This is a genomic window from Streptomyces sp. NPDC054783, from assembly GCF_053611725.1.
On sequence record NZ_JBSHAY010000025.1, the window covers coordinates 20,835 to 46,886 of the forward strand.

At 72.6% G+C, this 26,052-nt stretch carries 27 protein-coding genes and 1 tRNA gene; 11 read left to right on the forward strand and 17 right to left on the reverse strand.

The window, feature by feature from the left end:
• Nucleotides 1–4 precede the first annotated feature (4 nt).
• Nucleotides 5–865: a Cof-type HAD-IIB family hydrolase gene (locus tag ACWGJ5_RS33190; RefSeq protein ID WP_453313330.1), complete on the reverse strand. Its 861-nt coding sequence runs from the start codon at nucleotides 863–865 to the stop codon at nucleotides 5–7.
• 164 nt (nucleotides 866–1,029) lie between these two features.
• On the opposite strand from ACWGJ5_RS33190, the gene ACWGJ5_RS33195 reads away from it, so the two are divergent.
• From ACWGJ5_RS33195 to ACWGJ5_RS33225, 7 genes are all read left to right on the forward strand, one after another.
• Nucleotides 1,030–1,842: an SAM-dependent methyltransferase gene (locus tag ACWGJ5_RS33195; protein WP_453313424.1), complete on the forward strand. Its 813-nt coding sequence runs from the start codon at nucleotides 1,030–1,032 to the stop codon at nucleotides 1,840–1,842.
• Between the two features lie 105 nt (nucleotides 1,843–1,947).
• Nucleotides 1,948–3,351 carry a glutamine synthetase gene (locus ACWGJ5_RS33200; protein WP_453313331.1) on the forward strand — a complete coding sequence of 468 codons (1,404 nt, stop codon included), beginning with the start codon at nucleotides 1,948–1,950 and terminating at the stop codon, nucleotides 3,349–3,351.
• A gap of 2 nt (nucleotides 3,352–3,353) precedes the next feature.
• Nucleotides 3,354–4,529 carry an amidohydrolase family protein gene (locus tag ACWGJ5_RS33205; RefSeq protein ID WP_453313332.1) on the forward strand — a complete coding sequence of 392 codons (1,176 nt, stop codon included), beginning with the start codon at nucleotides 3,354–3,356 and terminating at the stop codon, nucleotides 4,527–4,529.
• A gap of 7 nt (nucleotides 4,530–4,536) precedes the next feature.
• Nucleotides 4,537–5,073 carry an NUDIX hydrolase family protein gene (locus ACWGJ5_RS33210; protein WP_228619302.1) on the forward strand — a complete coding sequence of 179 codons (537 nt, stop codon included), beginning with the start codon at nucleotides 4,537–4,539 and terminating at the stop codon, nucleotides 5,071–5,073.
• Between the two features lie 183 nt (nucleotides 5,074–5,256).
• Nucleotides 5,257–6,048 carry a COG4705 family protein gene (locus ACWGJ5_RS33215; RefSeq protein ID WP_453313333.1) on the forward strand — a complete coding sequence of 264 codons (792 nt, stop codon included), beginning with the start codon at nucleotides 5,257–5,259 and terminating at the stop codon, nucleotides 6,046–6,048.
• 161 nt (nucleotides 6,049–6,209) lie between these two features.
• Nucleotides 6,210–7,544: a PP2C family protein-serine/threonine phosphatase gene (locus ACWGJ5_RS33220; RefSeq protein WP_453313334.1), complete on the forward strand. Its 1,335-nt coding sequence runs from the start codon at nucleotides 6,210–6,212 to the stop codon at nucleotides 7,542–7,544.
• Between the two features lie 115 nt (nucleotides 7,545–7,659).
• Nucleotides 7,660–8,688 carry an MASE1 domain-containing protein gene (locus ACWGJ5_RS33225; RefSeq protein WP_453313335.1) on the forward strand — a complete coding sequence of 343 codons (1,029 nt, stop codon included), beginning with the start codon at nucleotides 7,660–7,662 and terminating at the stop codon, nucleotides 8,686–8,688.
• Nucleotides 8,689–8,716: 28 nt separating this feature from the next.
• On the opposite strand, the gene ACWGJ5_RS33230 is transcribed toward ACWGJ5_RS33225, so the two are convergent.
• Nucleotides 8,717–8,793 (reverse strand) — tRNA-Pro (locus ACWGJ5_RS33230).
• Nucleotides 8,794–8,918: 125 nt separating this feature from the next.
• Here ACWGJ5_RS33230 and ACWGJ5_RS33235 point away from each other — a divergent pair.
• Both ACWGJ5_RS33235 and ACWGJ5_RS33240 read left to right on the forward strand, forming a co-directional pair.
• A complete protein-coding gene (locus ACWGJ5_RS33235; RefSeq protein ID WP_453313336.1) occupies nucleotides 8,919–9,626 on the forward strand; it encodes a transketolase in 708 nt (235 codons plus the stop codon).
• 32 nt (nucleotides 9,627–9,658) lie between these two features.
• Nucleotides 9,659–10,573, forward strand: coding sequence for a transketolase family protein (locus ACWGJ5_RS33240; RefSeq protein ID WP_453313337.1), 915 nt, complete (start codon nucleotides 9,659–9,661; stop codon nucleotides 10,571–10,573).
• 246 nt (nucleotides 10,574–10,819) lie between these two features.
• On the opposite strand, the gene ACWGJ5_RS33245 is transcribed toward ACWGJ5_RS33240, so the two are convergent.
• The 15 genes from ACWGJ5_RS33245 to ACWGJ5_RS33315 form a co-directional block, all read right to left on the reverse strand.
• Nucleotides 10,820–12,106 (reverse strand): MFS transporter, encoded by a 1,287-nt coding sequence (locus ACWGJ5_RS33245; RefSeq protein WP_453313338.1) that lies wholly within the window; start codon nucleotides 12,104–12,106, stop codon nucleotides 10,820–10,822.
• A 94-nt stretch (nucleotides 12,107–12,200) separates the two neighbouring features.
• Nucleotides 12,201–12,560 (reverse strand): MmcQ/YjbR family DNA-binding protein, encoded by a 360-nt coding sequence (locus tag ACWGJ5_RS33250; RefSeq protein WP_453313339.1) that lies wholly within the window; start codon nucleotides 12,558–12,560, stop codon nucleotides 12,201–12,203.
• Nucleotides 12,561–12,590: 30 nt separating this feature from the next.
• On the reverse strand, nucleotides 12,591–13,115 hold the full coding sequence (locus ACWGJ5_RS33255) for a GNAT family N-acetyltransferase (RefSeq protein ID WP_453313425.1): 525 nt from the start codon (nucleotides 13,113–13,115) through the stop codon (nucleotides 12,591–12,593).
• A 2-nt stretch (nucleotides 13,116–13,117) separates the two neighbouring features.
• The gene (locus ACWGJ5_RS33260; RefSeq protein ID WP_453313340.1) at nucleotides 13,118–13,702 is read right to left on the reverse strand and encodes a helix-turn-helix domain-containing protein; all 585 of its coding nucleotides are present in this window, start codon (nucleotides 13,700–13,702) and stop codon (nucleotides 13,118–13,120) included.
• Between the two features lie 10 nt (nucleotides 13,703–13,712).
• The gene (locus tag ACWGJ5_RS33265; protein WP_453313341.1) at nucleotides 13,713–14,318 is read right to left on the reverse strand and encodes a hypothetical protein; all 606 of its coding nucleotides are present in this window, start codon (nucleotides 14,316–14,318) and stop codon (nucleotides 13,713–13,715) included.
• Nucleotides 14,319–14,354: 36 nt separating this feature from the next.
• Nucleotides 14,355–15,257 carry a LysR family transcriptional regulator gene (locus ACWGJ5_RS33270; protein ID WP_453313342.1) on the reverse strand — a complete coding sequence of 301 codons (903 nt, stop codon included), beginning with the start codon at nucleotides 15,255–15,257 and terminating at the stop codon, nucleotides 14,355–14,357.
• A gap of 31 nt (nucleotides 15,258–15,288) precedes the next feature.
• Complete coding sequence (locus ACWGJ5_RS33275; RefSeq protein WP_453313343.1) at nucleotides 15,289–16,482, reverse strand: glycine C-acetyltransferase; 1,194 nt, start codon at nucleotides 16,480–16,482, stop codon at nucleotides 15,289–15,291.
• Between the two features lie 38 nt (nucleotides 16,483–16,520).
• Complete coding sequence (tdh, locus tag ACWGJ5_RS33280) at nucleotides 16,521–17,549, reverse strand: L-threonine 3-dehydrogenase (RefSeq protein WP_228619285.1); 1,029 nt, start codon at nucleotides 17,547–17,549, stop codon at nucleotides 16,521–16,523.
• 190 nt (nucleotides 17,550–17,739) lie between these two features.
• On the reverse strand, nucleotides 17,740–18,312 hold the full coding sequence (locus tag ACWGJ5_RS33285; RefSeq protein ID WP_453313344.1) for a GAF domain-containing protein: 573 nt from the start codon (nucleotides 18,310–18,312) through the stop codon (nucleotides 17,740–17,742).
• Between the two features lie 85 nt (nucleotides 18,313–18,397).
• On the reverse strand, nucleotides 18,398–18,997 hold the full coding sequence (locus ACWGJ5_RS33290; protein ID WP_228619282.1) for a GTP-binding protein: 600 nt from the start codon (nucleotides 18,995–18,997) through the stop codon (nucleotides 18,398–18,400).
• A complete protein-coding gene (locus tag ACWGJ5_RS33295; RefSeq protein ID WP_453313345.1) occupies nucleotides 18,975–19,346 on the reverse strand; it encodes a DUF742 domain-containing protein in 372 nt (123 codons plus the stop codon). Before ACWGJ5_RS33295 ends, ACWGJ5_RS33290 begins: the two co-directional genes overlap by 23 nt.
• Before the next feature lie 2 nt (nucleotides 19,347–19,348).
• On the reverse strand, nucleotides 19,349–19,783 hold the full coding sequence (locus tag ACWGJ5_RS33300) for a roadblock/LC7 domain-containing protein (protein WP_228619279.1): 435 nt from the start codon (nucleotides 19,781–19,783) through the stop codon (nucleotides 19,349–19,351).
• 95 nt (nucleotides 19,784–19,878) lie between these two features.
• Complete coding sequence (locus ACWGJ5_RS33305; protein ID WP_453313346.1) at nucleotides 19,879–22,311, reverse strand: ATP-binding protein; 2,433 nt, start codon at nucleotides 22,309–22,311, stop codon at nucleotides 19,879–19,881.
• A gap of 374 nt (nucleotides 22,312–22,685) precedes the next feature.
• A complete protein-coding gene (locus tag ACWGJ5_RS33310) occupies nucleotides 22,686–23,036 on the reverse strand; it encodes a hypothetical protein (RefSeq protein ID WP_453313347.1) in 351 nt (116 codons plus the stop codon).
• 39 nt (nucleotides 23,037–23,075) lie between these two features.
• Entirely contained in the window at nucleotides 23,076–24,242 is a 1,167-nt protein-coding gene (locus ACWGJ5_RS33315) for an MBL fold metallo-hydrolase (protein WP_453313348.1), read from the reverse strand.
• Between ACWGJ5_RS33315 and ACWGJ5_RS33320 the strand changes: the two genes are divergently transcribed.
• Together ACWGJ5_RS33320 and ACWGJ5_RS33325 are read left to right on the forward strand one after the other, a co-directional pair.
• Entirely contained in the window at nucleotides 24,151–24,843 is a 693-nt protein-coding gene (locus ACWGJ5_RS33320; RefSeq protein ID WP_453313349.1) for a thiamine pyrophosphate-dependent enzyme, read from the forward strand. The genes ACWGJ5_RS33315 and ACWGJ5_RS33320 overlap by 92 nt on opposite strands.
• Entirely contained in the window at nucleotides 24,840–26,024 is a 1,185-nt protein-coding gene (locus ACWGJ5_RS33325) for a Glu/Leu/Phe/Val dehydrogenase dimerization domain-containing protein (protein ID WP_453313350.1), read from the forward strand. The genes ACWGJ5_RS33320 and ACWGJ5_RS33325 overlap by 4 nt, the downstream gene beginning before the upstream one ends.
• Nucleotides 26,025–26,052 lie beyond the last annotated feature (28 nt).

Here is a 26,052-nt window from a genome sequence, read left to right on the forward strand (position 1 = left end):
ACCGCTACCCGGTGATCCCCAGCACGTGGGCGACGGTGCGCAGCACGCCGTTGTCGTTGTTGGACGGGGCGAGGTGGCGGGCCCTGCCGACGACCGCCGGGTGGGCGCCCGCCATCGCGAAGGACCACTCGGCGGCGTCGAGCATCTCCAGGTCGTTGAGATAGTCGCCGAAGACCATGGTCTGCGCGGGCGTGATGCCGAGCGCCCGCTGGAGACCGCGCAGCGCGGTGCCCTTGTTGGCGGTGCGGTTCATCACGTCCACCCAGTGCTCGCCGGAGACGACGACCTGGTGGGTGGCGGTGAACTCCGCCAGGGCCGGGGCGGTGGAGTGCTCGGCGGACCCGAAGTCGAACAGCGCGACCTTGATCACGTCGTCGTCGACGGCGGTGACGTCCTCGACGATCCGGTGCACGGCGTAGTACTTGCGTACCTCCGCCAGGAACGCCTCGTCGGTCCGCTCGACGTACGCCGCCCGCTTGCCGCACACCACGGCGCCGACGTCCACGCCGTCCGCGACCAGCCGCCGTACCGTACGGGCCACCCCGGCGGCGACGGCCCCGTCCATCGTGTCGGAGCTCAGCTCCACGCCGTCGCGGACCACGTACGTGCCGTTCTCCGCGATGAACACCATGCCCTCGGCGACCTGGGCGAACTGCTCGGCCAGCGTGGCGTACTGGCGGCCGCTCGCGGGGCTGAACAGCACGCCCCGCCGGCGCAGCTCGGCGAGCATCGGCCACAGCCCGTCGGGGATCCGCTTGGCGTCGTCCAGCAGCGTGCCGTCCATGTCGGTGACGATCAGCCGGATGTCGGCGGGGCCCGCGGGCAGGCCGGGGGTGTCGAGGAGGGGCGTGGGCGTGGCGGGCATGTCCTGCTTCCGGTCGGGGACGGCGTACCGGTCCAGTGTTCCTCATGGGCCGGGACATCCCGGAGCCGCCCCGAACCGCTCACGGTGTGCGGTTTCCCGGGACAGCGCGATCACCGGGCGGCACAATGACGACGGAGGACCGAGAACCGGAGAAGGGCGGCGACGTGACCGAGGGCCACTCCCCGACGGCCGGACCGGAAAGGCTGAACACCTCCGTGGCGCACAACGCCCGGGTGTGGAACTACTGGATCGGCGGCAAGGACAACTACGAGGTCGACCAGCGGGTCGGTGAGCACGTCGCCGGGATGTTCCCGGTGATCCGGGCGGTGGCCCGCGCGGACCGGGAGTTCCTGGCCCGGGCGGTACGGTTGCTGACCGCCGAGCGCGGGATGCGGCAGTTCCTGGACGTGGGCACCGGCCTGCCGACCGTCGAGAACACCCACGAGGTCGCGCAGCGGATCGCCCCCGAGTCACGGGTCGTGTACGTCGACAACGACCCGATCGTGCTCGTGCACGCCCGTTCGCTGCTCACCAGCTCCCCCGAGGGCGTCACCGACTACGTCGACGCCGATGTGCGCGACCCCGACGGCATCCTGTTGCGCGCGTCCGAGACCCTGGACCTGACCCGGCCGGTCGCGCTGATGATGCTGGGCATCCTGAACTTCGTCCTGGACACCGGCGAGGCCCGGGACATCGTGCGTCGGCTCATGGCGGCGCTGCCCTCGGGCAGCCACCTGGTGCTCACCCACCCGACCTACGACAGTGACGTGGGCGGCGAGGGCAACCGGGCCGCGATGGAGTTCTGGAACGCCAACGCCACCCCGCCGATCACCGCCCGCAGCCGGGCGGAGATCACCGGCTTCCTCGACGGCCTGGAGGTGCTCGAGCCGGGTCTGGTGCCCTGCTCGCAGTGGCGCGCCGAGACGGAATCCGCCGCCGCTGTGCCGCAGTTCGGTGCCGTGGCCGTGAAACCCTGAGGCCGGCACGGACGACCGACGCCGAGAAGGACGCGGGCGGGACCGACGTCGAGGAGGACGCGGGCGGGACCGACGCCGAGGAGGACGTATGGCCGAGGAGGACCTATGACCACCCTTGCCGACCCTGTGCCCGGCGGGCGTCCGGAGGATCTGCGCCGGGTCGTGGGACTCACCGCCGACCTCGCCGCGCGGGGCGTGCGCGGGATCGTGCTGGCCTATGTGGACACCGCGGGTGTCTGCCGGGTGAAGACGATCCCGACGGCGCGGCTGGAGGCGGCCGTGTCCTGGGGTGTCGGCATGTCCCCGGTGTTCGACACCTTCCTGGCCAAAGACTCGATCGTCACCACCGACGTCCTCGGCTCCCCCGACGGTGACCTCAGGCTCTACCCGGACCTGGACCAGCTGGTGGAACTGGCCGGGCAGCCCGGCTGGGCGTGGGCGCCGGTGGACCGGATCACCCAGGAGGGAGAGCGCCACCCCGGCTGTGCCCGAACCTTTCTGCGCCGGATCGTCGCCGACGCCGCCGAGCGGCACGGCCTCGCCTTCAAGGCGGCGATCGAGGTCGAGTGGGCGGTAGGGCTCGGTTCGGCACCTCCCGGGGAGTTCGTGCCGGCGGTGTCCGGACCGGCGTACGGGGCGATCCGGCAGGTCGAGCTGGGCGACTACGGCGCCGATCTGCTGGCCGCGTTCGACGCCCAGGGCGTGCCCGTCGACCAGCTCCATCCCGAGTACGCCGCCGGGCAGTTCGAGGTCTCGGTGGGCGCGCTGGACCCGGTGGCGGCGGCCGACCGCAGCGTGCTGGTCCGGCAGACGATCCGGGCGGTCGCACAGCGGCACGGACTCAGGGTGTCGTTCGCGCCCGCGGTGTCCGCCGAGGGCGTCGGCAACGGCGGCCATGTCCACCTGTCCTGCTGGCGCGAGGGTGTGAACCTGCACGCCGGCGGGGAGCGCCGCTACGGCATGACACCCGATGCGGAGTCCTTCGCCGCGGGGATCCTGGGCCGCCTGCCCGCGCTGACGGCGATCACCGCGCCGAGCCCCGCCAGCTATCTGCGGCTCAAACCGTCCCAGTGGGCGGGGGTCTTCACCGCCTGGGGCCGGGAGACCCGCGAGACCGCGCTGCGCGTGATCACCGGCTCGGCGGGCCGCCGGGAGCAGGAGGCCAACCTGGAGGTGAAACCGGTCGACCTGGCCGCCAACCCCTATCTCGCCCTCGGCTGTGTCGTCGCCGCAGGCCTGGACGGGATCGACTCGTCCCTCTCCCTCCCCGAGGAGATCACGGGCGACCCGGCCCGGTACTCCCCGGACGAGGCGGCGGCTCTCGGCGTACGGCGGCTGCCCGAGTCGCTGCCCCGGGCCGCCCGGGAGTTCCGGGCCGACGAGGTGCTGCGGGCAGCGCTGGGCCCGGTGCTCGCGGACGCGGTGACCGCCGTACGGCTCGGCGAGGCGGCGGCCGTCGACGGCTTGGACGACGCCCGGGTGGCGGCGGCCTACCGCTGGGTGTACTGACCATGGCCACGCCGGGACCGGTCCACGAAGCCCTCGCCGAGCTGGAGCTGGTGGACCACCACTGCCACGGCGCCGTGACGGCCGGCCTCGCGCCCGAGGAGTTCGCCTCGCTGTTGACCGAGGGCGGGGCCTGGCCCGGTGTCTCGCCCTTCGACACCCCGGCCGGCGTGGCCGTACGCCGCCACTGCGCGCCCCTGCTGGACCTGCCCCGGCACGCGCCGCCGGCCGACTATGCGGCCCGCCGCGCGGAACTGGGCCCGCAGGAGACCAACCGCCGCTTCCTGCGGGCCGCGGGAGCCGGGGTGTTCCTCGTGGACACCGGCTACGCCCCGCATCCGCTCACCACCCCGGCCGAGCTGGCGGAGGCCTCCGGCGCCGCCGCGTTCGAGGTCGTACGCCTGGAGCAGGTGGCGGAGGCGGTGGCCGCGCGGGGCGTCGAGCCGGGCGAGTACGCGGCCCGCTTCCGTGCCGCCGCCGAGGACGCCGTACGCCGGCCGGGCGTGGTGGCGGTGAAGTCGGTGGCCGCCTACCGCACCGGCTTCGCCCTGGACCCGGCGCGCCCGGCGGACAGCGAGGTGACCGAGGCCGCCCGGCGCTGGCTCGCGCACGGCGGCCGGCTCACCGATCCGGTCCTGGTCCGGCACCTCCTGTGGACCGCCGTGGACCTCGGCCTGCCGCTGCAACTGCACACCGGCTTCGGCGACGCCGACCTGCGGCTGCACCACGCCGACCCGGCCCTGCTGACCGACTGGCTGCGGCTGACGTCCGGCACGGTCCCGGTGCTGCTGCTGCACTGCTGGCCGTACCACCGCCAGGCCGCCTACCTTGCCGCGGTGTTCGAACAGGTGTACCTGGACGTGGGGCTCGCCCTGCACCACACGGGCCCGGCCCGCTGCCGGGCGGTGCTGGAGGAGGCGCTGGAGATCACCCCGTTCCGGAAGCTGCTGTACAGCTCCGACGCCTACGGGGTGGCCGAATTCCACCACCTCGGCGCCCTGTGTTTCCGGCAGGGGCTCGCCGGTCTGCTCCAGGCCCGCGTCGACGCCGACGAGTTGAGCCTGCCCGACGCCCTGCGGATCGCGGCCTGGACCGGCCGTGACAATGCCCTGCGCCTCTACGGACCGCCCGTATCCGACCCGGCCCGCGATCCCAGCGGACGCCCCACCCGGAAAGTATGATCAAGCAATGTCTGACATGACCGAGACGACGCCCGGCTGGCTGAGCAGCGACGAGCTGGAAATGGCCAGGGCCCGGATGCCGATCCTGTACGTCGAGGCCGTGCCCGTGCGCGTGGACGACAGCGGCGAAGTCACCAGCATCGGTGTGCTGCTGCGGATCGGCCCGGACGGGACGGTCAGCCGGACCCTCGTGTCCGGCCGTGTCCTGCACCACGAGCGGGTCCGCGACGCCCTGCTGCGCCACCTGGAGAAGGACCTCGGCCCGGTGGCGCTGCCCCGTGTCCCCCCGTCCCTGCAGCCGTTCATGGTGGCGGAGTACTTCCCCACGGCGGGCATCACGCCCTACCACGACCCGCGCCAGCACGCGGTGTCCCTCGCCTACATCGTCCCGGTCACCGGCGACTGCCGCCCCCGGCAGGACGCGCTGGACCTCGTATGGTTCAGCCCGCAGGAGGCCGCCTCCCCGGCGGTGCAGAGCGAGATGCCGGGCGGGCACGGGGTGCTGCTGAAGCAGGCGCTCGCGCACGTGGGTCTGAGCTTCTGACGCCGGCGGCCGCCTGACCTGCCTGTCTATCAGGCCGGTCAGGCCGCCGACCAGGGGTTTCCCCGACGCGTTCAGGTTGCGTTCAGGTCCGCGGCGGCCCGTGGCAACAGCTGCACCAGAAGCCCCAAAACAATGGCAAAGGCATCTGGGACAAGGTCAGTTGGCCGTGCGAAGGTGCGGACCATGAGCACAGAGCACGTCCTGGACGACCGCCCCCGCGGGCATGTACGCGCGCGCATACGTGAGAGCGCGAACAAGGTGCCGGAGATCACGGTCTACTTCTGGATCATCAAGGTCCTCACCACCGGCATGGGCGAGACCGCCTCCGACTTCCTCGCCCACCTGCTGGGACCGATCCCGGCGGTCGGTCTCGGCGGCCTCGCCTTCGTCGCCTCGCTCGTGCTCCAGTTCGCCGTCCGCCGCTACGTGGCCTGGATCTACTGGACGGCGATCGTCATGGTCAGCGTGTTCGGCACGATGGCCGCGGACGTGCTCCACGTCGGCCTCGGCGTCCCGTACACCCTGTCCACCCCGCTGTTCATGATCGCCCTGGCCGCCGTCTTCGCGCTCTGGTACGCGTCCGAGCGCACTCTGTCCATCCACTCCATCCGCACCCGGCGCCGCGAGCTCTTCTACTGGGCGGCCGTCCTCGCCACGTTCGCGCTGGGCACCGCCGCGGGCGACCTCACCGCGACGATCGGCCTCGGCTACCTGGGCTCGGTCGCCCTGTTCGCCGTGGCGATCTGCGTGCCGGCCTTCGCCCACCGCGCCGGCCTGCTGGGCGCGGTGACCGCGTTCTGGACGGCGTACGTCATCACCCGCCCGCTCGGCGCGTCCCTCGCCGACTGGATGGCCGTGAGCAAGCGCGACGGCCTGGGCTGGGGCCTGGGCCCGGTGACGCTGGCCTGGACGGTGGCCATTCTCGCGCTGGTCGGCTACCTCGCCGTGTCGCGTAGGGACGTCCGGACCGCCTGAAGCCGCCCGCAGCACGCAAAGGGGCCTCGCCCGGCAGCGCCGGCGAGGCCCTTTCCCGTGCGGTGCCGGCCGCCGTCACACCGCCCGCCCGGGGCACCGATGCCACAATCGAAGGTGATGTCGACGTCCCGCACGCGCAGGGGCCGGGTCAGGAGGCCGGAATGGCGGGAGAGAAGGCGGGGAGACAGTCCAGCCAGGCGTACCTCCCCGACCTGCACATGCGGCTGCGCTCCGAGGTGCGCCGGATCGACGATCAGTTGCGCGCCCTGCTGTCCTCCATGGACCGGCTGCAGGGCCTGCTGGACGCGGTGGTCGCCATCAGCCGCGAGGTGGAGCTGCCTGCCGTGCTGCACCGCATCGTGACGACCGCCATGGACCTGGTCGGCGCCCGCTACGGGGCCCTGGGGGTGCTCGACGAGTCCGGAAAACACCTGGACCAGTTCATCTCGGCCGGTCTGCCCGGGCCGGAACGCGAAGCTCTGGAGAGGGCCGGACTGCCTCGCGGTCTGGGCGTCCTCGGCCACCTGATCAGCAACCCCGCCCCCCTGCGGGTCGACGACATCCAGGGGCATCCCTCTTCCGCCGGCTTCCCGCCCGGCCACCCGCGCATGCGCACCCTGCTCGGTGTCGCCATCAGCGTGCGCGGGGAGATCTACGGCGACCTCTACCTCGCCGAGCGGAGCGACGGACAGCCCTTCGACGAGCACGACGAGAACGTCGTCGTCGCCCTGGCCAGCGCCGCCGGTATCGCGATCGAGAACGTCCGTCTGTTCGAACGCATTCGCGTCGGAGCCGAGCAGTTCCAGCGGCTTCTGCTGCCCACGCTGCCCGACCTGCGGCCGTTCACCGCCGCCGCCATCTACCGGCCCGCCGCCGAGCCGAGTCAGCTCGGCGGGGACTGGTACGACGCCATCCCGCTGCCCGACGACGTCGTGGCGGTCGTCATCGGCGACGTGGCCGGCCATGATCTGCAGGCCGCGGCCGCCATGGCCGCCACCCGCAACATGCTGCGTGCTCTCGTGTTCGACCAGAGAAGTCCGCCCGGCGCGGTCCTCACCCAGCTCGACCGGACCCTGGAGTCGGTCGAGAACCGCTGCGTCACGACCACCGTCCTGGCCCGCATCGAGCCGGAGGGGCCGGGATGGCGACTGCGCTGGAGCAGCGCGGGCCATGTCCCGCCCCTGCTGGTCACCCGCGAACGCCACGTGGTCTGTCTGCTCGCCGAGCCCGGACTGCCGCTCGGTGTCGACACCGAGCAGCCCCGCCCGGACCACTCCCGCATCCTGCCCCCGGAAGCCACCGTCGTCTTCTTCACCGACGGGCTGATCGAGCATCCCCACCGCGCCGTCGACGAGAGTCTGAGCGAACTCGCCGGTCTCGCAGCGGTCCATGCCGGCCTGCCCCTGCCGGAGTTCGTCGAGGCACTGGCCGACCACCACCCCAGCGACGGTCACGACGACATGGCCATCCTGGCCCTGCGCACCCCACCCGCCTGACCCCTCTGGGGCACCCCGCTCGGTGCCGCTCACTGGCCGGTCGGCCTGCCGTGGAGGATCCGGGGGATCCGGCGGATGATGGTTTTCGGAGCGGTGTCAAGTCGGAGGTCGCCCGATGACTGTCGCGCGGCATCAAGGGGTCCGGCGCGGTGGTCGGGACTTCCTGGAGATCTGTGTCATCGCCGCGCTGTACTACGGCTCGGCCAGGCTGGGGCTGCTCCAGCAGCTGGTGCGCGGACAGGTCACCCCCTTGTGGCCACCGAGCGGTATCGCGGTCGCGAGCCTGCTCCTGCGCGGCCCGCGGGTCTGGCCGGGTATCGCGCTCGGCGCGTTCCTGGTCAACATCTCGCTGGGGCCGTCACTCCCGGCCGTGCTCGCCATCGCGGCAGGGAACACCCTCGCGCCCCTGTGCTCCTACGTTCTGCTCCGCCGCACGGGCTTTCGCGAGGACCTGGACCGGCTGCGGGACGCGCTCGCACTGATCTTCCTCGGCGCGTTCACCGGGATGCTGGTCAGCGCGACGACGGGCAGCGGAACCCTGGTCCTCGCCGGGGTGCTGGACCCCGGCGACTTCTGGCCGACGTGGTCGGTCTGGTGGACCGGCGACGCGATGGGCGTCCTGGTGGTCACGCCGGTCCTGCTGGTCCTGCGCTCGGTAGGCCGGCCGAGGAACGCCCGGCCGTCCCGGTGGGCGGAGGGTCTGCTGCTCGCGGCGGCCACGGCCGGCGTCGGATTCCTCATGACCAGCCACGCGCCCCTGCTGTTCCTCGGCTTCCCGCTGCTGATCTGGGCGGCCTTCCGCTTCCAGCTGGCCGGGGCCGCGCCCTGCGCGCTGGCCGTGTCGACCTTCGCGATCATCGCCGGTGCCGAGAGATCGGGCCCGTTCGCCGGTCATGACCTGCTCACCAAGATGATCACCCTGCAGGCCTTCAACGGTTCTGCCGCGCTGACCGCGCTCCTGCTCGCGGCGGTCATCAGCGAGCGGACGCAGACCCAGCGGGAGATCGCGCGGGCCTGCGGGCAGCTCGCCGACATGGCAGCCAAGATCGCCACCGGCAACCACCACCCGATGGTCCCCGACACGGAGCGCGAGAAGGAGCCGGCCGACCCGCAGACACGACAAAGGCCGCCCCCTCATCCCTGAGAAGACGGCCTCCGACCGGCAGAAAAGCTGGTCGGGACGACAGGATTTGAACCTGCGACCCCTTGACCCCCAGTCAAGTGCGCTACCAAGCTGCGCCACGTCCCGGTGCCGTTTGACCTGGGGTTTCCCCGGTCGAAACGCGCAGGGAAACAATACCGCACTCAGCTCGGTGGTCGCGCACCGATTTCCCGGTTGACCTCAAGCTTGCTTGAGGTTGCACGATCGTGAATATGACGATCACAGCGGACGAAAACCGCACGTACGGCTACGACGACCTGCCCGGCCTGATGAGTCTGATGACCGGCGACGAGAAGCACGGGCCGGCGGCCACCTCCACCCTCGACGTGCTGTGGGTGCTGTACGACCGGGTGCTCCGGGTGACGCCGGAGCGGCTGGAGGATCCGGTCCGGGACCGGTTCCTGCTGAGCAAGGGGCACGGGCCCATGGCGTACTACGCCGTGCTGGCCGCGAAGGGATTCGTGCCGGCGGACTGGCTGCCCGGGTTCGGGTCGTACGACTCCCCGCTCGGGCATCACCCCGACCGGGTGCTGGTGCCGGGTGCCGAGATCGGCAGCGGCTCGCTCGGGCACGGGCTGCCGATCGCGGTGGGCAGCGCGCTGGGGCTGCGGGCGCAGGGGCTGCACGATCCGGCGGTCTGGGTGCTGATCGGGGACGCCGAACTGGACGAGGGCAGCAACCACGAGGCGATCGCCTTCGCCGGGCCCGCCGGACTGGAACGGCTGCACACGGTCGTGGTCGACAACTCCTCCGCCAGCCACGGCCTGCCCGGCGGGATCGCCGCCCGGTTCGAGGCGGCGGGCTGGTCGGCGGTGACCGTCGACGGGCGCGATCACGAAGCGCTGTACGCCGCGTTCACCGCGCCGCATCCCGGGCGGCCACACGTGGTCGTGGCCCGCGTCGAGCCGAAGAACGCCTGACTTTCACCGCTCCTTGGAAAGGGCTCAGCTTCATGGACACCATGCGTGACCGTTTCGCCCCCGTCGTCTCCCGGCTGCTGGACGAGGACCCGCGCGTCGCGGTGGTCCTCGCCGAGATCGGCAAGGACGGCTTCCGCGAGGCCATGGCCCGGCATCCCGACCGGGTCATCAACGTCGGCATCCGCGAGCAGCTGCTGGTCGGAACGGCGGCGGGGCTGGCGCTGACCGGGCTGCGCCCCGTGGTGCACACCTTCGCCAGCTTTCTCGTGGAGCGGCCGTTCGAGCAGGTCAAGCTGGATCTCGGGCACCAGGACACCGGGGCGGTGCTGGTGAGCGCGGCCGCCTCGTTCGACTGGCCGGCCGGTGGCTACACGCACATGGCGCCGGGCGATGTGGCGCTCCTCGACACGCTGGACGGCTGGACCGTGCATGTGCCCGGGCACCCGGACGAGGCCGAGACACTGCTGCGCCACGCGGTCGCCGCGGGCGACGACAAGGTGTACGTACGACTGTCCGTGCAGGCCAACCGGCAGGGGCAGCTGAGCGACGGCAAGCACCTCGTCACCGTCCGGGAGGGCCGCCGGGGTGTGGTCCTCGCCGTGGGGCCGATGCTGGACTCGGTCCTCGCCGCCACGGAGGGCCTGGATGTGACTGTCCTGTACGCGACGACCGTACGGCCCTTCGACGCGGCCGGTCTGCGCCGGGCCACGGAGGCGGCGGGCACCGATGTCGTCCTGGTCGAGCCGTACCTCGCGGGCACCTCGACGACCGCGGTGAGCGAGGCCCTCGCGGACGTGCCCCACCGCATCCTGGGTCTCGGCGTCGGCCGCCGCGAGCTGCGCCGCTACGGGACGGTTGAGGAGCACATCGCCGCGCACGGGCTGGACCCGGCGGGCTTGCGGGAGCGGATCGGGCGGTTCGTGGCGCCCGCTCACCGGGCCGGTTGAGCGCTGTACGCGACTGCGGGTGCGTCGGGGCTGGTCGCGCAGTTCCCCGCGCCCCTGGGGGTTGCAGCCGCCGCACCTGCATTCGCGCCGTGACTGCGGGCAGTCGTGACCGCGGGCAGTCGTGCCGCCGGGGCGGGACAGGTGGGCTCAGCGGCACGCTGCAGGCGCCGGCAAGCGACCCCGGCCCTCGGCCGGCACCAGCGCAGAGGCGCACAGCAGCACTCGGCGCCTGCACAGGCCCTGCGGTCAGTGCGCGGGGCTCGTGTCGGCGCGCACCAGGTTCCGTATCGCCGGAACCGCGAGCAGGGCCACGGCCACCGCCAGGCTGGCCCCGGCGGAGATCAGCAGGACATGCCCGGTGCCGAGCGCACCGGCCGCCGGGCCCGCCAGGGCCTGGCCGACCGGCATCATGGCGAGGGAGCCGGCCACGTCGTAGGCGTGGATGCGGTTGAGGACGTCCGGCGGGACCTGGGTCTGCACGCTGGTCGCCCACATCACGCCCCAGAACGACGTCCCGGCGCCCGCCACGGCCGCTCCCGTCGCCATCGCCGGCACGCCGAGGCCCGCGCCGACGGCCGCGGGGAAGCCGAAGAAGGCGAACAGGGAGAGCGCGCCGGCGCGGAGCATGCGGCGGGGCCGCAGCCGGAGGGCGAGCAGGCCGCCGACGACCGTGCCTGCACCGAGGGCGGAGTTGACCAGGCCGTAGGCGCGTGGGCCGTGCCGCTGGACGACCTCCGTGGCGACGAGGGGGACGGTCGGGCCCCAGACGGCGATCATGTACAGGCACCAGACGGCGATCACCCCCCACAGCCAGGTCCGGGATCTGAACTCCCGCCAGCCCTGGACCAGTTCGGCCCGGAAGGCAGGCATCCCTCGGCCGGTGGCGGCACGGGCGCCCCCGGGGAGCGGGGGCAGCCGGAGCAGCAACAGGCACAGGGCGCTCGTCGCGTACGTGGCGGCGTGCGCGGCGAACACCCCGCCGGGCGAGGCGAAGCCGACCAGAAGCCCGGCGACGGCCGGACCGGCGAGCTGGGCGGCGGACTCGGCGATGCGGATCGCGCCGTTGGCGCCCTGGATGTCGGCAGCCAGCCGGGGCACCGTACTGGCCACGCCCGGCTGGAACACCGCGCCCGCCACGCCGTTGGCGAAACCGATCGCGCAGATCTGCCACAGCACCACATGCCCGGCGAAGAACAGGCCCGCGGCCAGGGACTGGGTGACGAGCCGGACGAGGTCGGCGCCGATCATCAGCCTGCGGGTGCTGAACCGGTCGGCGATGACCCCGCCGAAGACGACGAGACCGGCGAACGCCGCCGCCGTCGAGGCCATGGCGAGGCCGACCGCGCCCGCGCCGTACCCGTGTTCCAGCAGGCCTGCGGCGAGGGCCACGGGCAGCATGGTGTCGCCGAGGCGGGCGACGGCACGGGCCACGAAGAACAGGGCGAAGTCCCGTGACCAGACGGCCCGCCGGCCAGTCTCCGCGCCACCCGCCCCGCGCGTGCCGACGTCGTGCCGTGAGTCCGTTCCCGTCATCGCGGATGCTCCCTCCCCGTCGCCCCCTGCGGTGCCCCGCCCCTCCGCGCCGCGCGGGATCATGCCACGCCCGGCTCGCGCCCACGGGGTATTTTCACTCCGCGGGCGGCAGCCCCAACTCGGGGTGGTCGTCGAGGAGTCGGGGCGGGGCGGCCTGCCGCCAGGAGTCGGCGAGGATGGCGCGCAGCTCGTCCTCGTCCTCCAGCGCGGCGAGTCTCGCTCTGACCCAGGCGAACTGGGCCTCGTGGTCGGCGATCCAGAACTTGTCCGGCTCGGCCAGCACCAGTTCGTCGCGCTCCTCCTTGGGGCAGCGCACGGCGATGGACGTCTCGTCCTCGGGCAGGGTCGCGAACATCTTCCCGGCCACCCGGAACGTGGGCATGTTCCAGGCGATCTTCTCCGTGGTGTCCGGCAGGGACAGGGCGGTACGGCGTACGTCTTCGGCATCCGGCATGCAACGCACCGTAGCGCCTGCCACTGACAGTCACCCGGTCGGCGGCTCCAGCCGCTTGTAGTACAGCGTCGTCGGCCGCAGTTCGCCCGCGGGACTCGCCGCGTAGCCGGGGATGACGCCGGCCCGGGTCCAGCCGGCCGAGCGGTAGAGGTGCTCGGCGGGGCTGCCGGTCTCGGTGTCGAGGTGGAGCAGGGTGATGCCCGCGGCAGCGGCGGCGGCCTCGGCGGTGGTGAGGAGGCGGCGGCCGAGGCCCTGTCCGCGCGCGGAGCGGTCCACCATCAGTTTCACCAGTTCCGCGCGGTGGCGGCTGGTCGGCTTGTCGGGGTAGGCCAGGCTCACGGTGCCCATCGGCCGGCCGGTGCCGTCGAGTGCCGCCCAGACGGCGAGCCGGCCCGCCGCCGCCGCCTCGGCCCGCTCCCGCCACCAGGCGGTGGCCTCCTCGTGCGTGAGCGCCGCTAGGAAGCCGACCGAGGCGCCGCCGGACACGGTGTCCGTCAGCAGTGCCGCCAACTCCCCCGAGCGCCGCCGTACTTGTGCGGCGTTCCAGCGCTCCACCCTCACGGCCGCACCACCGCCAGCACATACCGTGCCTCGACGGGGCCGGCGCAGCGGAACCGGGTCGGGCCGAAGACGCGCATCCGCAGGCAGTCTCCGGGGTCCAGGTGATGGACCTGCTCCCCGTCGGTCACCTCCAGGGCGCCGTCGAGCACCCACAGATGCTGTTCCAGGCCGGTCACGGGCGGTCGGTCGTAGGCGATGTCGGCGCCCGGAGCGAGCCGGCCCTCGACCAGTTCGCCGCGGAGCCCGGCGTGCGGCGGGGACACGGACCGCCGGACGAACCCGGAGCCGCGGTCCTCCCAGACCTGCTGGTCGGCGGCCCGGACCAGCGGCGCGGGTGCCGCCTCGACCTCGCTGAGCAGCTGGGACATGGTGCGGCCGTAGACGTGGCAGAGCCGGTTCAGCAGGGCGGCGGTGGGGCTGATCTCCGCCCGTTCGGCGCGCGACAGGGTGGACCTGCTCACCCCGCTGCGCTCGGCCAGCTCCCCCAGGGACCAGCCGTGCACGGCGCGCAGCTCGGCGAGGCGGGCGCCGAGCCGGGCGTCGACGGGGTCCGGGGCCGATGCGACATCATCCCGTTTCATATCAGGGATGCTATCCCATATATGAAACAGTACGGGCCACGCGTGCGGCGCGCTGCCTCTCTCCCGCGGTCTTCCTCATCCCCGCCCGCCGAACGCCGCCAGCGTCCGCTCGAGCATCGGCAGCGCCCGCACCACCCGGCGGGAGCGGATCAGCAGGTCCCAGGCGGGCTCGAACTTCTTCCAGCCGCCCGCGTGGGCCAGGTGCCGCAGCCGTTCGTGCCGGCCCGGCTGGGGCGCCGAGCCACGCCAGATGCTGGACCAGCGGTAGAACTCGCGGTAGGCCCGCCAGTAGCCGTCCTCCAGCTGACGCGGAGATGTCGGGGCCGTCCTGGTCGAGCCCGAAGACGAAGCCGGCGTTGATCATCACCCCGGCCTCGTGCAGGCGCCGTACCGCGGCCGCGTAGTCGGTGCCGATGTTCTGGTTCTTGCGCCGTTCGGCGAGGTTGGCGTCGTTGACCGTCTCGAAGCCGACGAACAGGCTGCGCAGGCCCGCCTCCACCGCCCGCTCCAGCAGGCCGGGCTTGAGCACCGAGTTGACCGTGCCCGCCGCCTGCCACAGCCGGCCCATCCCCCGCATCCCGTCGGACAGGGCCGGGAGGATCAACGTCACACGCATGACCTCCCGGACTGCGTGCGGCCGATGGCCGGTTCCCTACGCCAGGGCCGCCTCCCGCAGCGCGTCCAGCACCGGGCGGATCAGCGGATGCCCCTCGGCGCCGCGGCGTACGGCGGCGAAGACGCGGCGGGTCGGAGCCACGCCGTCGACAGGGCGTACGACGACGCCGGTGAGGTCCATGCCGTTCAGCGCGGAGCGCGGTACGAGGGCCACGCCCGCGTCGGCCGAAGCGAGCGCGACGACCGCGCGGAAGTCGTCGGAGGAGTGCTCCAGACGGGGCTGGAAGCCCGCGCTCTCGCAGGCCAGGACGACCACGTCGTGGCAGGGATTGCCGGGGTACGGGCCGATCCAGGGGTCCTTGGCCAGCTCGGCGAGTGGGACCTCGGCAGCGTCCGCGAGACGGTGGCCGACGGGTACGACCGCGTCGAACGGCTCGGCGTAGAGCGAGACGTGGGTGAGCCGGGGGTCGTCGGCGGGCGGGGCGCCCCGGTACTCGACGGCGACCGCCACGTCGACCTGCCGGTCCAGGACCATGGGCAGGCTGGCGTCGCCCTCGGCGTCCTGGACGCGGATGCGGATGCCGGGCGCGGTGTCCGCGAGCCGGGCCACGGCCGGGGCCACGACCTGGGCGATGCCGGTCGCGAAGGCCGCCACGGTGACCGTGCCCGCCTCACCCGAGCCGTAGGCGGCCAGCTCCGCCTCGGCCCGCTCCAGCTGGGCGAGGACCGCGTTGGTGTGGTTGAGCAGGATCTCGCCGGCCGCAGTGAGCCGTACGCCCTTGGCGCTGCGCTCGACCAGGCGGTGGCCGGTCTCCTGCTCCAGGGCCGTGAGCTGCTGGGACACGGCCGAGGGGGTGAGGTAGAGGGCGGCGGCCGCCGCGGTGACCGTGCGGTGGTCGGCCACCGCACGGAGGATGTGGAGCCGCCGTGCCTCGATCATGGGGTCAATTATCGCAAGGCGTCCGCCCTGCTCAGGCCTCCAGCTCGGCGCGCGCGGCGACGAAGGCGTCCACCGCGCGGTTGACGTCCTCGGTGGAGTGTGCGGCGGACAGCTGGACGCGGATGCGGGCCTGACCCTGCGGGACGACCGGGTAGGAGAAGCCGATCACGTACACACCGCGCTCCAGCAGCAGCTCGGCCATGCGGCCCGCCTTCGTCGCGTCGCCGATCATCACGGGGGCGATGGCGTGGTCGCCGGGGAGGATGTCGAAGCCCTCCTCGGTCATGCGGCGGCGGAACAGGGCGGTGTTCTCGCCCAGCCGGACCCGCAGGTCGTCGGCGGACTCCAGCAGGTCGAGGACCTTCAGGGAGGCGGCGGCGATCACCGGGGCCAGGGTGTTGGAGAAAAGGTACGGGCGCGAGCGCTGGCGAAGCAGGGCGACGATCTCGGCGCGGGCGGCGACATAGCCGCCGGAGGCGCCGCCGAGGGCCTTGCCGAGGGTGCCGGTGATGATGTCGACGCGGTCCATGACACCGTGCAGCTCGGGGGTGCCGCGGCCGGTGGGGCCGACGAAGCCGACGGCGTGCGAGTCGTCGACCATGACCATCGCGTCGTAGCGGTCGGCGAGGTCGCAGATCTCGCGCAGCGGGGCCACATAGCCGTCCATCGAGAAGACGCCGTCGGTGACGATCAGCCGGCGCCGCGCGTCGGACGCCTCCTTGAGCTTCGCCTCCAGGTCGGCGAGGTCACGGTTGGCGTAGCGGTAGCGGCGGGCCTTGGACAGGCGGATGCCGTCGATGATCGAGGCGTGGTTCAGGGCGTCGGAGATCACCGCGTCCTCCTCGCCGAGCAGCGTCTCGAAGACACCGCCGTTGGCGTCGAAGCAGGAGGAGTACAGGATCGTGTCCTCCTGGCCGAGGAACGCGGAGAGACGGGCCTCCAGCTCCTTGTGCACCTCCTGGGTGCCGCAGATGAAGCGGACGGAGGCCATGCCGTAGCCCCAGCGGTCCAGGGCCTCGTGGGCGGCGGCGATCACCTCGGGGTGGTCGGCGAGGCCGAGGTAGTTGTTGGCGCAGAAGTTGAGGACCTCGCCGGGGCGGCCGCCGGCGGTGACGTTGACGGTCGCGGACTGCGGGGTGCCGATGACCCGCTCGGGCTTGTGCAGGCCGGCGGCGCGGATCTCGTCGAGGGTGGCACGCACGTCGTCGCGGACGGAGTCGAACATGGGGGAGCTCTCCTGAAGGTACTTGCGGATGACGGGAGTTACGCGGTCCAGTCGAGGATGACCTTGCCGCCCTTGCCGCTCGCGGCGTCGGCGAAGGCCGCCTCGAAGTCGCGGTAGCCGTAGCGGCCGGTGATCACGGGGGCCAGGTCCAGGCCGCCTTCCAGCAGTACCGACATCGCGTACCAGGTCTCGAACATCTCGCGGCCGTAGATGCCCTTGATGGTGATCATCGAGGTGACGATCCGGGCCCAGTCGACCGGGAACTCCTGGGCCGGCAGGCCGAGCATGGCGATACGGCCGCCGTGCGTCATGTTGGCGATCATGTCCCGCATGGCTTCGGGGCGGCCGGACATCTCCAGGCCGATGTCGAAGCCCTCGCGCAGGCCCAGCTCCCGCTGTCCGTCGGCGATGGTGGACTCCGCGACGTTCAGGGCGAGGCTCACCCCTATCTTGCGGGCCAGCTCCAGTCGCTCCTCGCTGACGTCGGTGACGACGACGTTGCGGGCGCCCGCGTGCCGGGCCACGGCGGCGGCCATCAGACCGATCGGCCCGGCACCGGTCACCAGCACGTCCTCGCCGACCAGCGGGAAGGACAGCGCGGTGTGCACGGCGTTGCCGAACGGGTCGAAGATCGCCGCGATGTCGAGGTCGACGGGGACGCGGTGCACCCAGACGTTGCTCGCGGGCAGGGCGACGTACTCGGCGAAGGCACCGTCCCGGCCGACGCCGAGGCCGACGGTGGCGCGGCACAGATGGCGACGGCCGGCCAGGCAGTTGCGGCACTTGCCGCACACCAGATGGCCCTCGCCGCTGACCCGGTCGCCGATGCGGATGTCGCTCACGTCCCGGCCGGTCTCGACGACCTGCCCGACGAACTCGTGCCCGACCACGAGCGGAGTGCTGATCGCCTGCTGCGCCCAGCCGTCCCAGGCCCGGATGTGCAGGTCGGTGCCGCAGATACCGGTCCGCATGACCTTGATCAGTACGTCACCCGGGCCGATCTCGGGCTCCGGGACGTCCGTCAGCCAGAGCCCGGGCTCCGCCTTCTCCTTGACCAGCGCCTTCACGCGTACTGCTCCTGTGGGTGAGATCCCGGACCTCGGGCATACCGAAGGAGCCCGCACCGGGTCAGAGGGGTGGAATCACCCTGCAATCTGCCGTATGCGCGGGCCGCGGGTCCATCGAGCTTTTCTTAACCGCCGCCTCAGCTTTCCTTCACGCCCCAGGTACCGGGCGGCGAAGGCACGACCTGGCCCGTCACAGGGGCAATCCGTCCTCGGCGCTCCGTTCGAGGCGTACGACGAGATCGGCGGCCAGCGCCTTGATGGTCTCCAGGCCCGATCGGCCCCAGGCCCGGGGCGCGGTGTCGGCCGCGCACACGGTGCCGAGGGCCATGCCGGAGCTGTCGATGAGCGGGGCGCCGAGATAGGAGCGCATGCCGTACTCGTCCACGACGGGGTTTCCGGCGAACCGCGGATAGTCGCGGACGTCCTCGAGCACCAGCGCCTTGCGACGGACCACCACATGGGGGCAGAAGCCGTGCTCGCGCGGCAGTACCCGGCCGAGCTCCGGCCTGCTGCCGTCCTCCCTCGGCGGCGGGACGGCGGGGACGCACAGGCCCGCGAAGAACTGGTGCTCCTCGCCGACGAAGTTGACCATGGCGTACGACGCGCCGGTGAGCCGGGCGAGATGGTCCGCGAAGGCGTCCAGCGCCGGATCGGGACGGCTCACCAGGCCGAGCAGGCGCAGTCGGTGGACGCGGGCGGGGGCCTCCTTGTCCTCGGGGGTGAGGAGCAGACCCCGGACCGGCCGGGGCGGCTCGTAGGTCATGACCGGGCTCCTGGCCGTACTGCTGGCCGGGCTGCGGCGCTGTGGGTGTACCTCATATAGGAACTCCGTTGACGGTAGGGCGATATCACATGTGGGCGCCATGGCTCGGCGCGGTCGCCGGGGCATGGGCGAGGAGGTGGCGTACGAGGGTGAGCAGGGTCTGCACGCCGGAGCTGGAGATCCGGGCGTCGCAGCGGACGACGGGGATCCGGGGGTCGAGGTCGATGGCGGCACGCACCTCCTCGGGGTCGTAGCGGTAGCCGCCGTCGAACTCGTTGATGGCGACGATGAATCCGAGTCCGCGTTCCTCGAAGAAGTCGACGGCCGCGAAGCAGTCCTGGAGCCGGCGGGTGTCGGCGAGGATCACCGCGCCCAGCGCGCCCTCGGACAGCTCGTCCCACATGAACCAGAACCGCTCCTGTCCCGGTGTGCCGAACAGGTACAGCACATGGTCCGGATCGAGGGTGATCCGGCCGAAGTCCATGGCGACCGTCGTCTCCATCTTGTTCTCGACGCCGTCGAGACTGTCCGTGCCGACACTGACCGTGGTGAGCAGCTCCTCCGTGCTGAGCGGCGCGATCTCGCTGACCGCGCCCACGAAGGTCGTCTTCCCGACCCCGAACCCGCCCGCCACCAGGATCTTCAGCGCGGTCGGGAACGGGTCAGAGCTGTCGTCGTAGTCCATCGAGCACTGCCTCCAGCAGAGACCGGTCAGTAGGTGTGTGGTGGAAGGCGGGGGGTTTGGTGGTCAGGGCCCCGCAGTCGACGAGGTCCGAGAGCAGCACCTTGGTGACCACCGCGGGCAGTTTCAGATGTGCGGCGACCTCGGCGACCGAGACGGGGGCCCGGCTCAGGTCGAGCGCCTGGGCGTGCTCGGGGCCGAGGTAGCCGAGCGGGGTGACGCCGGTGGCCATCACCTGCGACATCAGGTCCAGCGTGATGCTGGGCTCGGTGCGTCCGTTGCTGACCGTGAACGGGCGCACCAGCCGTCCGGCCGCGTCGTCCAGCCAGGGCCCGTCGCCGGCTGCGGCCACGCTCAAGGCCTCGTCGCCGTGGGTTCGACGGCGTGCTGCCGGGGGGCGGTCACCAGGTAGGGGCGGACGCTCTTGACGAGCATCGCCATCTCGTAGCCGAGCACGGCGGCGTCGGCCTCGCGGCCCGCGAGCACGGCGAGGCAGGTGCCGGAGCCGGCGGTGGTGACGAACAGCAGGGTCGAGTCGAGCTCGACGACGACCTGGCGGACGTCGCCGCCGTCGCCGAACCGGACGCCCGCGCTGCGGCCGAGGGAGTACAGGCCGGAGGCCAGGGCCGCCATGTGGTCGGCACTGTCGATGTCGAGGCCGTGCACGGACTTCACCAGCCCGTCGCAGGACAGGAGCACCGCACTGGTGGTATGCGGTACGCGCTGCACAAGGCCGCTCAGCAGCCAGTCGAGGTCGGATGCGTGGGCGGTCGGCGCATCGCTCGCCATGGTGGATCGACTCCTTGGGGTACGAAGGTCGTGGGAGCGCTGGGGGTTGGGGGGTACGTGGTCGTGGTGATGGGGGGGTGGGTACGGTGCGGGCGTCAGCCGGCCGGGGCGCTCCCGTCGGGCCGGCCGGCGCCACGGGCACCGTCGGATGCGGGCGCGTGGGTGCGCCCCTGGGATATGGGGGTGGGGTCCGTATGGTCGGAGCCCATGTGGTCCGAGCTCGGATGGTCTGAGCCCATATGGTCGGGGTGCACGCTCGGTGGGTCGGTGAACTCCCGTACGGCAGGCCAGAGATGATGGGCCGTCATGGGAGAGGCATGGGCGGCGTCCGTGTGTGTGGAGTCCGTGTGGGCCGCGTCCATGTGGGCCGACTCCATGTGGGCCGACTCCATGTGCGCGGAGTCCAGGTGCGCCGAGTCCAGGTGCGCCGAGTCCAGGTGACCGGTGTCGAGGCGGCCGGTGTGCAGGTGCCCGGAACCCAGGCGGCCGGTGTCCAAGCGGGTGGGCTCCTGGTTCTCCATGTGCTGTTGCGCCTCGGCGAGTCCGATCCCGCGTTGGAAGGCCGCCATCAGCCCCGGGTCGTGGCCGGGGACGGTGTCGCCGTCCTGGCGGGGTGCGGGGCCGCCGCGCAGTTGGGGGACGATGTGCTCCTGGGCCCGGCGGCGGGGCAGTTGGGGCTTGTTCATGGTGCCGCGCACGGTGTCGGTGCGCGGTGTGGGCAGGATGCCCGCGTGCGCCTCGACGGCCGCCCGGTCCCCGGCGTTGATGCCGGGCAGGGCCTCGGAGGGGTTGGGCCGGTCCTGCCGGGCACCCCGCACGGGAAGCGGCGCGAGGGCACCTCCGTTCCGCCCGCCGTCACCGCTGTCCGCACCACTCCTCGCGGCGCCGCTCTCGGCGCCGCGGCGCCCGCTCCCGCGCTGGGCGTGCCGCCGCCGCCCGGTCACCTGAGCCTGCCCGGCGCCGGTGCCGCCCTCGCCCCCGGGGGCCAGGGCCCCTCCCCCGGCCACGGCCTCCGAGTCGGACGGCACCTCGGCCCCCGGCCCGGTACCACCCCGCGCGGGACTCACGCCCCCGGCGCGCACTCCCGGCGCGGGCGCGGGCGCAGAGGTAGATGCAGGCGCAGGCGTGGTCCCCCGCACCTGCCCCGCCCCGTGCGCCCCGTGCGCCTGCCCGAGCCCTTGGCCCTGGAACCGGCCCTGGCCATGCCCACCGACCTGTCCCATAAGGCCGACCTGCGGCGACGCACCGGTGTCCGCCGCATCCTGCGGCCGGTGTACGCCCGCCCCGGCGGTCGTACCGGCGACCGCGTCGCCCGTCCCGGGTGCCGTACCCAACAGCGCCTGCGGGACGACGAGTACGGCCTGGACACCGCCGTAGATATTGGTCTGCAGCCGCACGTGGATGCCGTGCCGCCGGGCGAGCTGGGAGACGACGTAGAGGCCGATGCGGCCGTCGGCCAGCAGGCTGGCGACGTTGACCTGGTCGGGGTCGGCGAGCAGGGCGTTCATCCGGTTCTGCTCACCGACCGGCATGCCGAGCCCACGGTCCTCGACCTCCACGGCGAGCCCGGAGGTGACGAGGTTGGCGCGCAGCAGCACCTGGGTGTGCGGGGCGGAGAACACCGAGGCGTTCTCGATGAGTTCGGCGAGCAGATGGATGACGTCGGCGACGGCGTGGCCGCGCAGTTCGCCGTCGATCGGCGGCACCAGCTTGACCCGGGAGTACTGCTCGACCTCGGCGATGGCGGAGCGCAGCACCTCGGTCATGCTGACCGGGTTGCTCCACTGGCGCCGGGAGACGGCGCCGCCGAGCACGGCGAGGTTCTCGGCGTGCCGCCGGATGCGGGTGGCCAGGTGGTCCACGTGGAAGAGACCCTTGAGCAGCTCGGGGTCCTCGATCTCGTTCTCCAGGTCGTCGAGGATCGAGATCTCCCGGTGCACGAGGGACTGAAGCCGGCGCGCGAGGTTGACGAAGACCTCCAGCTTCTGCTCGCTGCCCGCCTGGCTGGAGAGCTGGGCGGCGCGCACGACGGCGGTGACGGCGCCGTCGTGCGCGCGGGCCAGATCGGCGGCGAGCAGTTCGAAGTCGTCGCCGTCCTCGGGCGGCCGGCGGCGCGGTGCGCGCTGCGGCGGGGCCTCCCCCTGGCGCAGCGCGTCGACCAGGGCGTGCAGGTCGGCCTCGCCGCGTGCGGCGGTACGGCGCAGTGCGTCGACGCGGTCGGAGACCGAGCGGGCGGCCCGGTCGGCGGCCACGGCGGCGATGAGGATGCCGGCGACGGTCACGGCGACAGCCCCGGCGAGTACGGCCCAGAGCGTGGGGCCGGTGCGGGCGCCGGTGGAGCGGATGCTGAAGAGGACCGCGGCGGTGGCGCTCAGCGCGACCGCGAGGGGCGGCAGCACCGCGAGCCGCATGAGCTGGGGCCGTATGTGCGTTTCGGGCAGTGCGGGAGCGGGTCGGGCGACCGGTCTCCCGTGCCGGCCGCCCTCTCGGCGGTCGGCACGGGCGGCCGGTGCTCGCTGGTCAGACATCTGCGTCCTCGTACTGGTCCGTCGGGGCTGCCATCCGGCGACTGACAGTAGTCGCCTCCCCCTCATGTGCGGGGGCAGTTGACAAAGTCCCGCAGGATTGGTCCTGCTCTGGTATGACGCCTCGTACGACAGACCGATTACCCAGTCATGTACGGGAATTGAACCCGAAAGACATCGATGCGACTCGTGCAGAATCGATCACGACGACCTGATCATCTTCTGGGCATTCCGTACACCCGCTGGCCTTGCCCGCCCATGAGACACCCAGGCGAATTACTACGGAGAGTATCTGCTTTGGCCTTGACTGGGGGGTGGCTGATCGTGGCCGTAACGGCCCTGGTCACCGTCCTGTGCGTTGGCCGGTCGCGCGGGTCTCAGAGTGCCGTCAGGCAGAACTGCACGAGACCGGCTTCGACGGCCAGGATGATGTTCTCCATCTCCGCCCACGGCGGATGGAAGCGCGTGCCCCACTCCACGGTGGACCCGGGGATCCTGCCGTTCGCCGCGTTGGCGAAGTCCCGGGAGCAGGCGTAGTCGTCGCTGGTCCCGCAGATCGGATACAGGTGGAAGCCGGTCTTCGCGGTGTACGCACGGCCGCGCACGCCGTGCGGCGCGGCGCAGAGCTGCCCGGCGCGCACGATGGAGCCGTCGCCGTCGGCCTTCGGGATGTGGTCCGCGTGCGTGTCGCCGCTCAGCTCGTACGTTTTATCCGTCTCCTTGCGCATGCGTCCAGGACGGCCGCAGGGGCCGACGGCTCCGCGGCGTCACCTCCGGGCGGGCGGCTCCGCCACGAACGCGCCGACCGAACGCCAGGTGCGCCGCAACTCCCCCGACACACCGCGCCACCAGGCCTCCGCCGGGAGCTTGCCCGCCGGCTCGAAGGGCTCGCCCGGGCGGGGCAGGGCCACCGCCTGCCCCGCCTCCTCGGCCGCCTCCTTCGTCCACTCGCCCGGCTCGGCCCAGGGGTGGGGGGCGAGGTTGAAGGTGCCCCAGTGGATCGGCAGCAGCGCGCCGTGCGGTGCTCCGCCCTGCAGGTCGAGGTGGGCACGCAGGCCCTCCTCGGGGGTCATGTGGATGTCGGGCCAGAACTCGCTGTACGCACCGATCTGGATCATCGTGGCGTCGAACGGCCCGTGCTCCGCGCCGATGTCCTTGAAGCCCTCGAAGTAGCCCGTGTCCCCGCTGTGGTAGATCCGGTGCTCCTCGCCGGCGACGGCCCAGGACGCCCACAGGGTGTGCTGGGTGTTGCGCAGGCCACGGCCGCAGAAGTGCCGGGCGGGCGTCGCGGTGAGGGTGAGGCCGCCGACCCGCGTCGACTCGTGCCAGTCCAGCTCGCGCAGGCGGTCCGCGGAGACGCCCCAGTGCTCGAGGTGGGCGCCGACGCCGAGCGGCACGGCGAACACGGTGTCCGTGCCGGCCAGCGCCTTGATGGTGGGCAGGTCCAGGTGGTCGTAGTGGTCGTGCGAGATGACGACCACGTCGACCTCGCCGAGCGTCGCCAGCGGAAGCGGCACGGGGTGCAGCCGCCTGGGGCCGGCGAAGGGGAACGGGGAGCAGCGCTCACCCCAGACGGGGTCGAACAGGACCCGGTGGCCGTCGATCTCCGCGAGGACGCTGGAGTGGCCCATCCAGGTCAGCCGCAGTCCGGTGGCCGGCGGCTTGGCCAGGTCGGCGAAGGTGGTCGGATGCACCGGGACGGTGCCCTTCGGGGCGCGCAGGGGCCGGGTTTCCTTGTCGAGGAACACCTTCACGAGGTCCAGCGTGGAGCCGGAGGGGCGGGTGCGCGCGGTGCCGCCCGGGTTCTGGAAGATGCCGTCCTTGAAGTGGGGGGAGCGGCGGATGCGTGCCAGGCGATCACCGCCCGGTTCCGCGCCGAAGGCCGCGGGCCGCAGGGCGCGGAGCCCGGAGCTCGAGGAACGCAGTCCGGTCACGGTACCTCCCGGTGAAGTGGGTGAGGCTCCCCATTATGGTCGGCCCCTCCGACAGTACGGGCCTCGCGGGGTGCCCGTGCGGGCCCGGCGGCACGCTGCTGAACCTCCGTTCAGCACGTTGACGGGGTGCGGACCGGGTCCGGATACTGACTCACGAGTCAGTAGAGTTCAGTCACGGCGCCCTTCGCCCCCCGAGGGCCGGTATCCGCACCTTACCGGCTTCGGCACGCTCGGCTACGCGCTGCCCGCCGCGCTGGGCTCCGAGGTCGCCGAGCCGCACCGGCAGGTGCTCGCGCTGAACGGGGACGGCGGGCTGCAGTTCACCGTGCAGGAACCGGCAACCGCCGCACAGCTCCGACTGCCGTTGCCCATAGTGGTGTTCGACAACAGCGGCTACGGCGGGATCCGCGGCGAGATGCGGGCGCGCGGCGACGCGCCGGCCGCGGTGGACCTCGCGCCGGTCGACCTGCCCGCCCTGGCCCGCGCCTACGGAGGACACGGCACGCGCGCGTGCGACCCGGCCGCCCTGGCGCGCGCGGTCACGGAGGCCCTGGACCGGCCCGGCCCCACCCTGATCACCGTCCCCGAGGAGATTCCATGACCGCCCCCGCTCCCCTGATGTCGCTCGTCTGGACCGACCATGTAACCGGCCGCCAGGGCTTCCTGGTGGTGGACCGGCTGGTGCGCGGAGTGGCCAGCGGCGGGTTGCGGATGCGCCCCGGCTGCACGCTGGAGGAGGTGGCGGGGCTCGCCCGTGGCATGACGATGAAGGAGGCCCTGCACTACGACCCCGAGGCACGCTATGTGCCGCTCGGCGGCGCCAAGGGCGGCATCGACTGCGATCCCCAGGATCCGGGGGCGTTCGGTCTGCTGGTGCGCTATCTGCGTGCCATGCGGCCGTACATCGAGAGTTTCTGGACCACCGGCGAGGACCTCGGCCTCACCCAGGACCTGGTCGACCGCGCGGCGGCCGAGGCGGGTCTGGTCTCCTCCATCCAGGCCGTGTACCCCCTGCTGGACGACGAGGCGTCGGCCCGCGAGCGGCTCGCGGACGCCTTCGCGGTCGAGGTGGACGGCATCGGCCTGGACGAGCTGGCGGGTGGCTGCGGGGTCGCCGAGTCGGTGCTCGCGGCGCTGGACCGGGCCGCCGTGCCGTACCGGGGCACCCGGGTGGCGGTGCAGGGGCTCGGCACGATGGGCGGGGCCACCGCGCGGTTCCTCGCCCGCGCCGGGCTGACGGTGGTGGCGGTCGCCGACATCAAGGGCACGATCGCCAACGCCGCGGGGCTGGACGTCGAGGCCCTGCTGGCCGCGCGGGACGGTTACGGAACCGTCGACCGCCGTGTGCTGCGTCCCGGCGACCGTGAACTGCCGGGCGACGCCTGGCTGTCCACCGACGCGCAGGTGCTCGTGCCGGCGGCCGTGTCGTACGCCATCGACACCGCCAACCAGGACCGGGTCCGCGCCCGCTGGATCGTGGAGGCCGCCAACATGCCCGTGCTGCCGGAGGCGGAGGAGCTCCTGGCCGCGCGCGGGGTCACCGTGCTGCCGGACGTGGTGGTCAACTCCGGTACGAACGCCTGGTGGTGGTGGACCCTGTTCGGCGACATCGGCGCGGATGCCGAGGAGGCCTTCACGCACATCCGGCGGTCGATGCGCGCTCTGATCGAGCTGATGCTCGCGCGCGCCGAGGCCGACGGCACGACTCCGCGTGCGGCCGCCCACGCGCTGGTGACCGACCGGCTGCCGGAGATCGCCGACCGCTTCGGGTGGTACCGGTGACGGGCCCCGGTGGACCGCTTGCCGATCC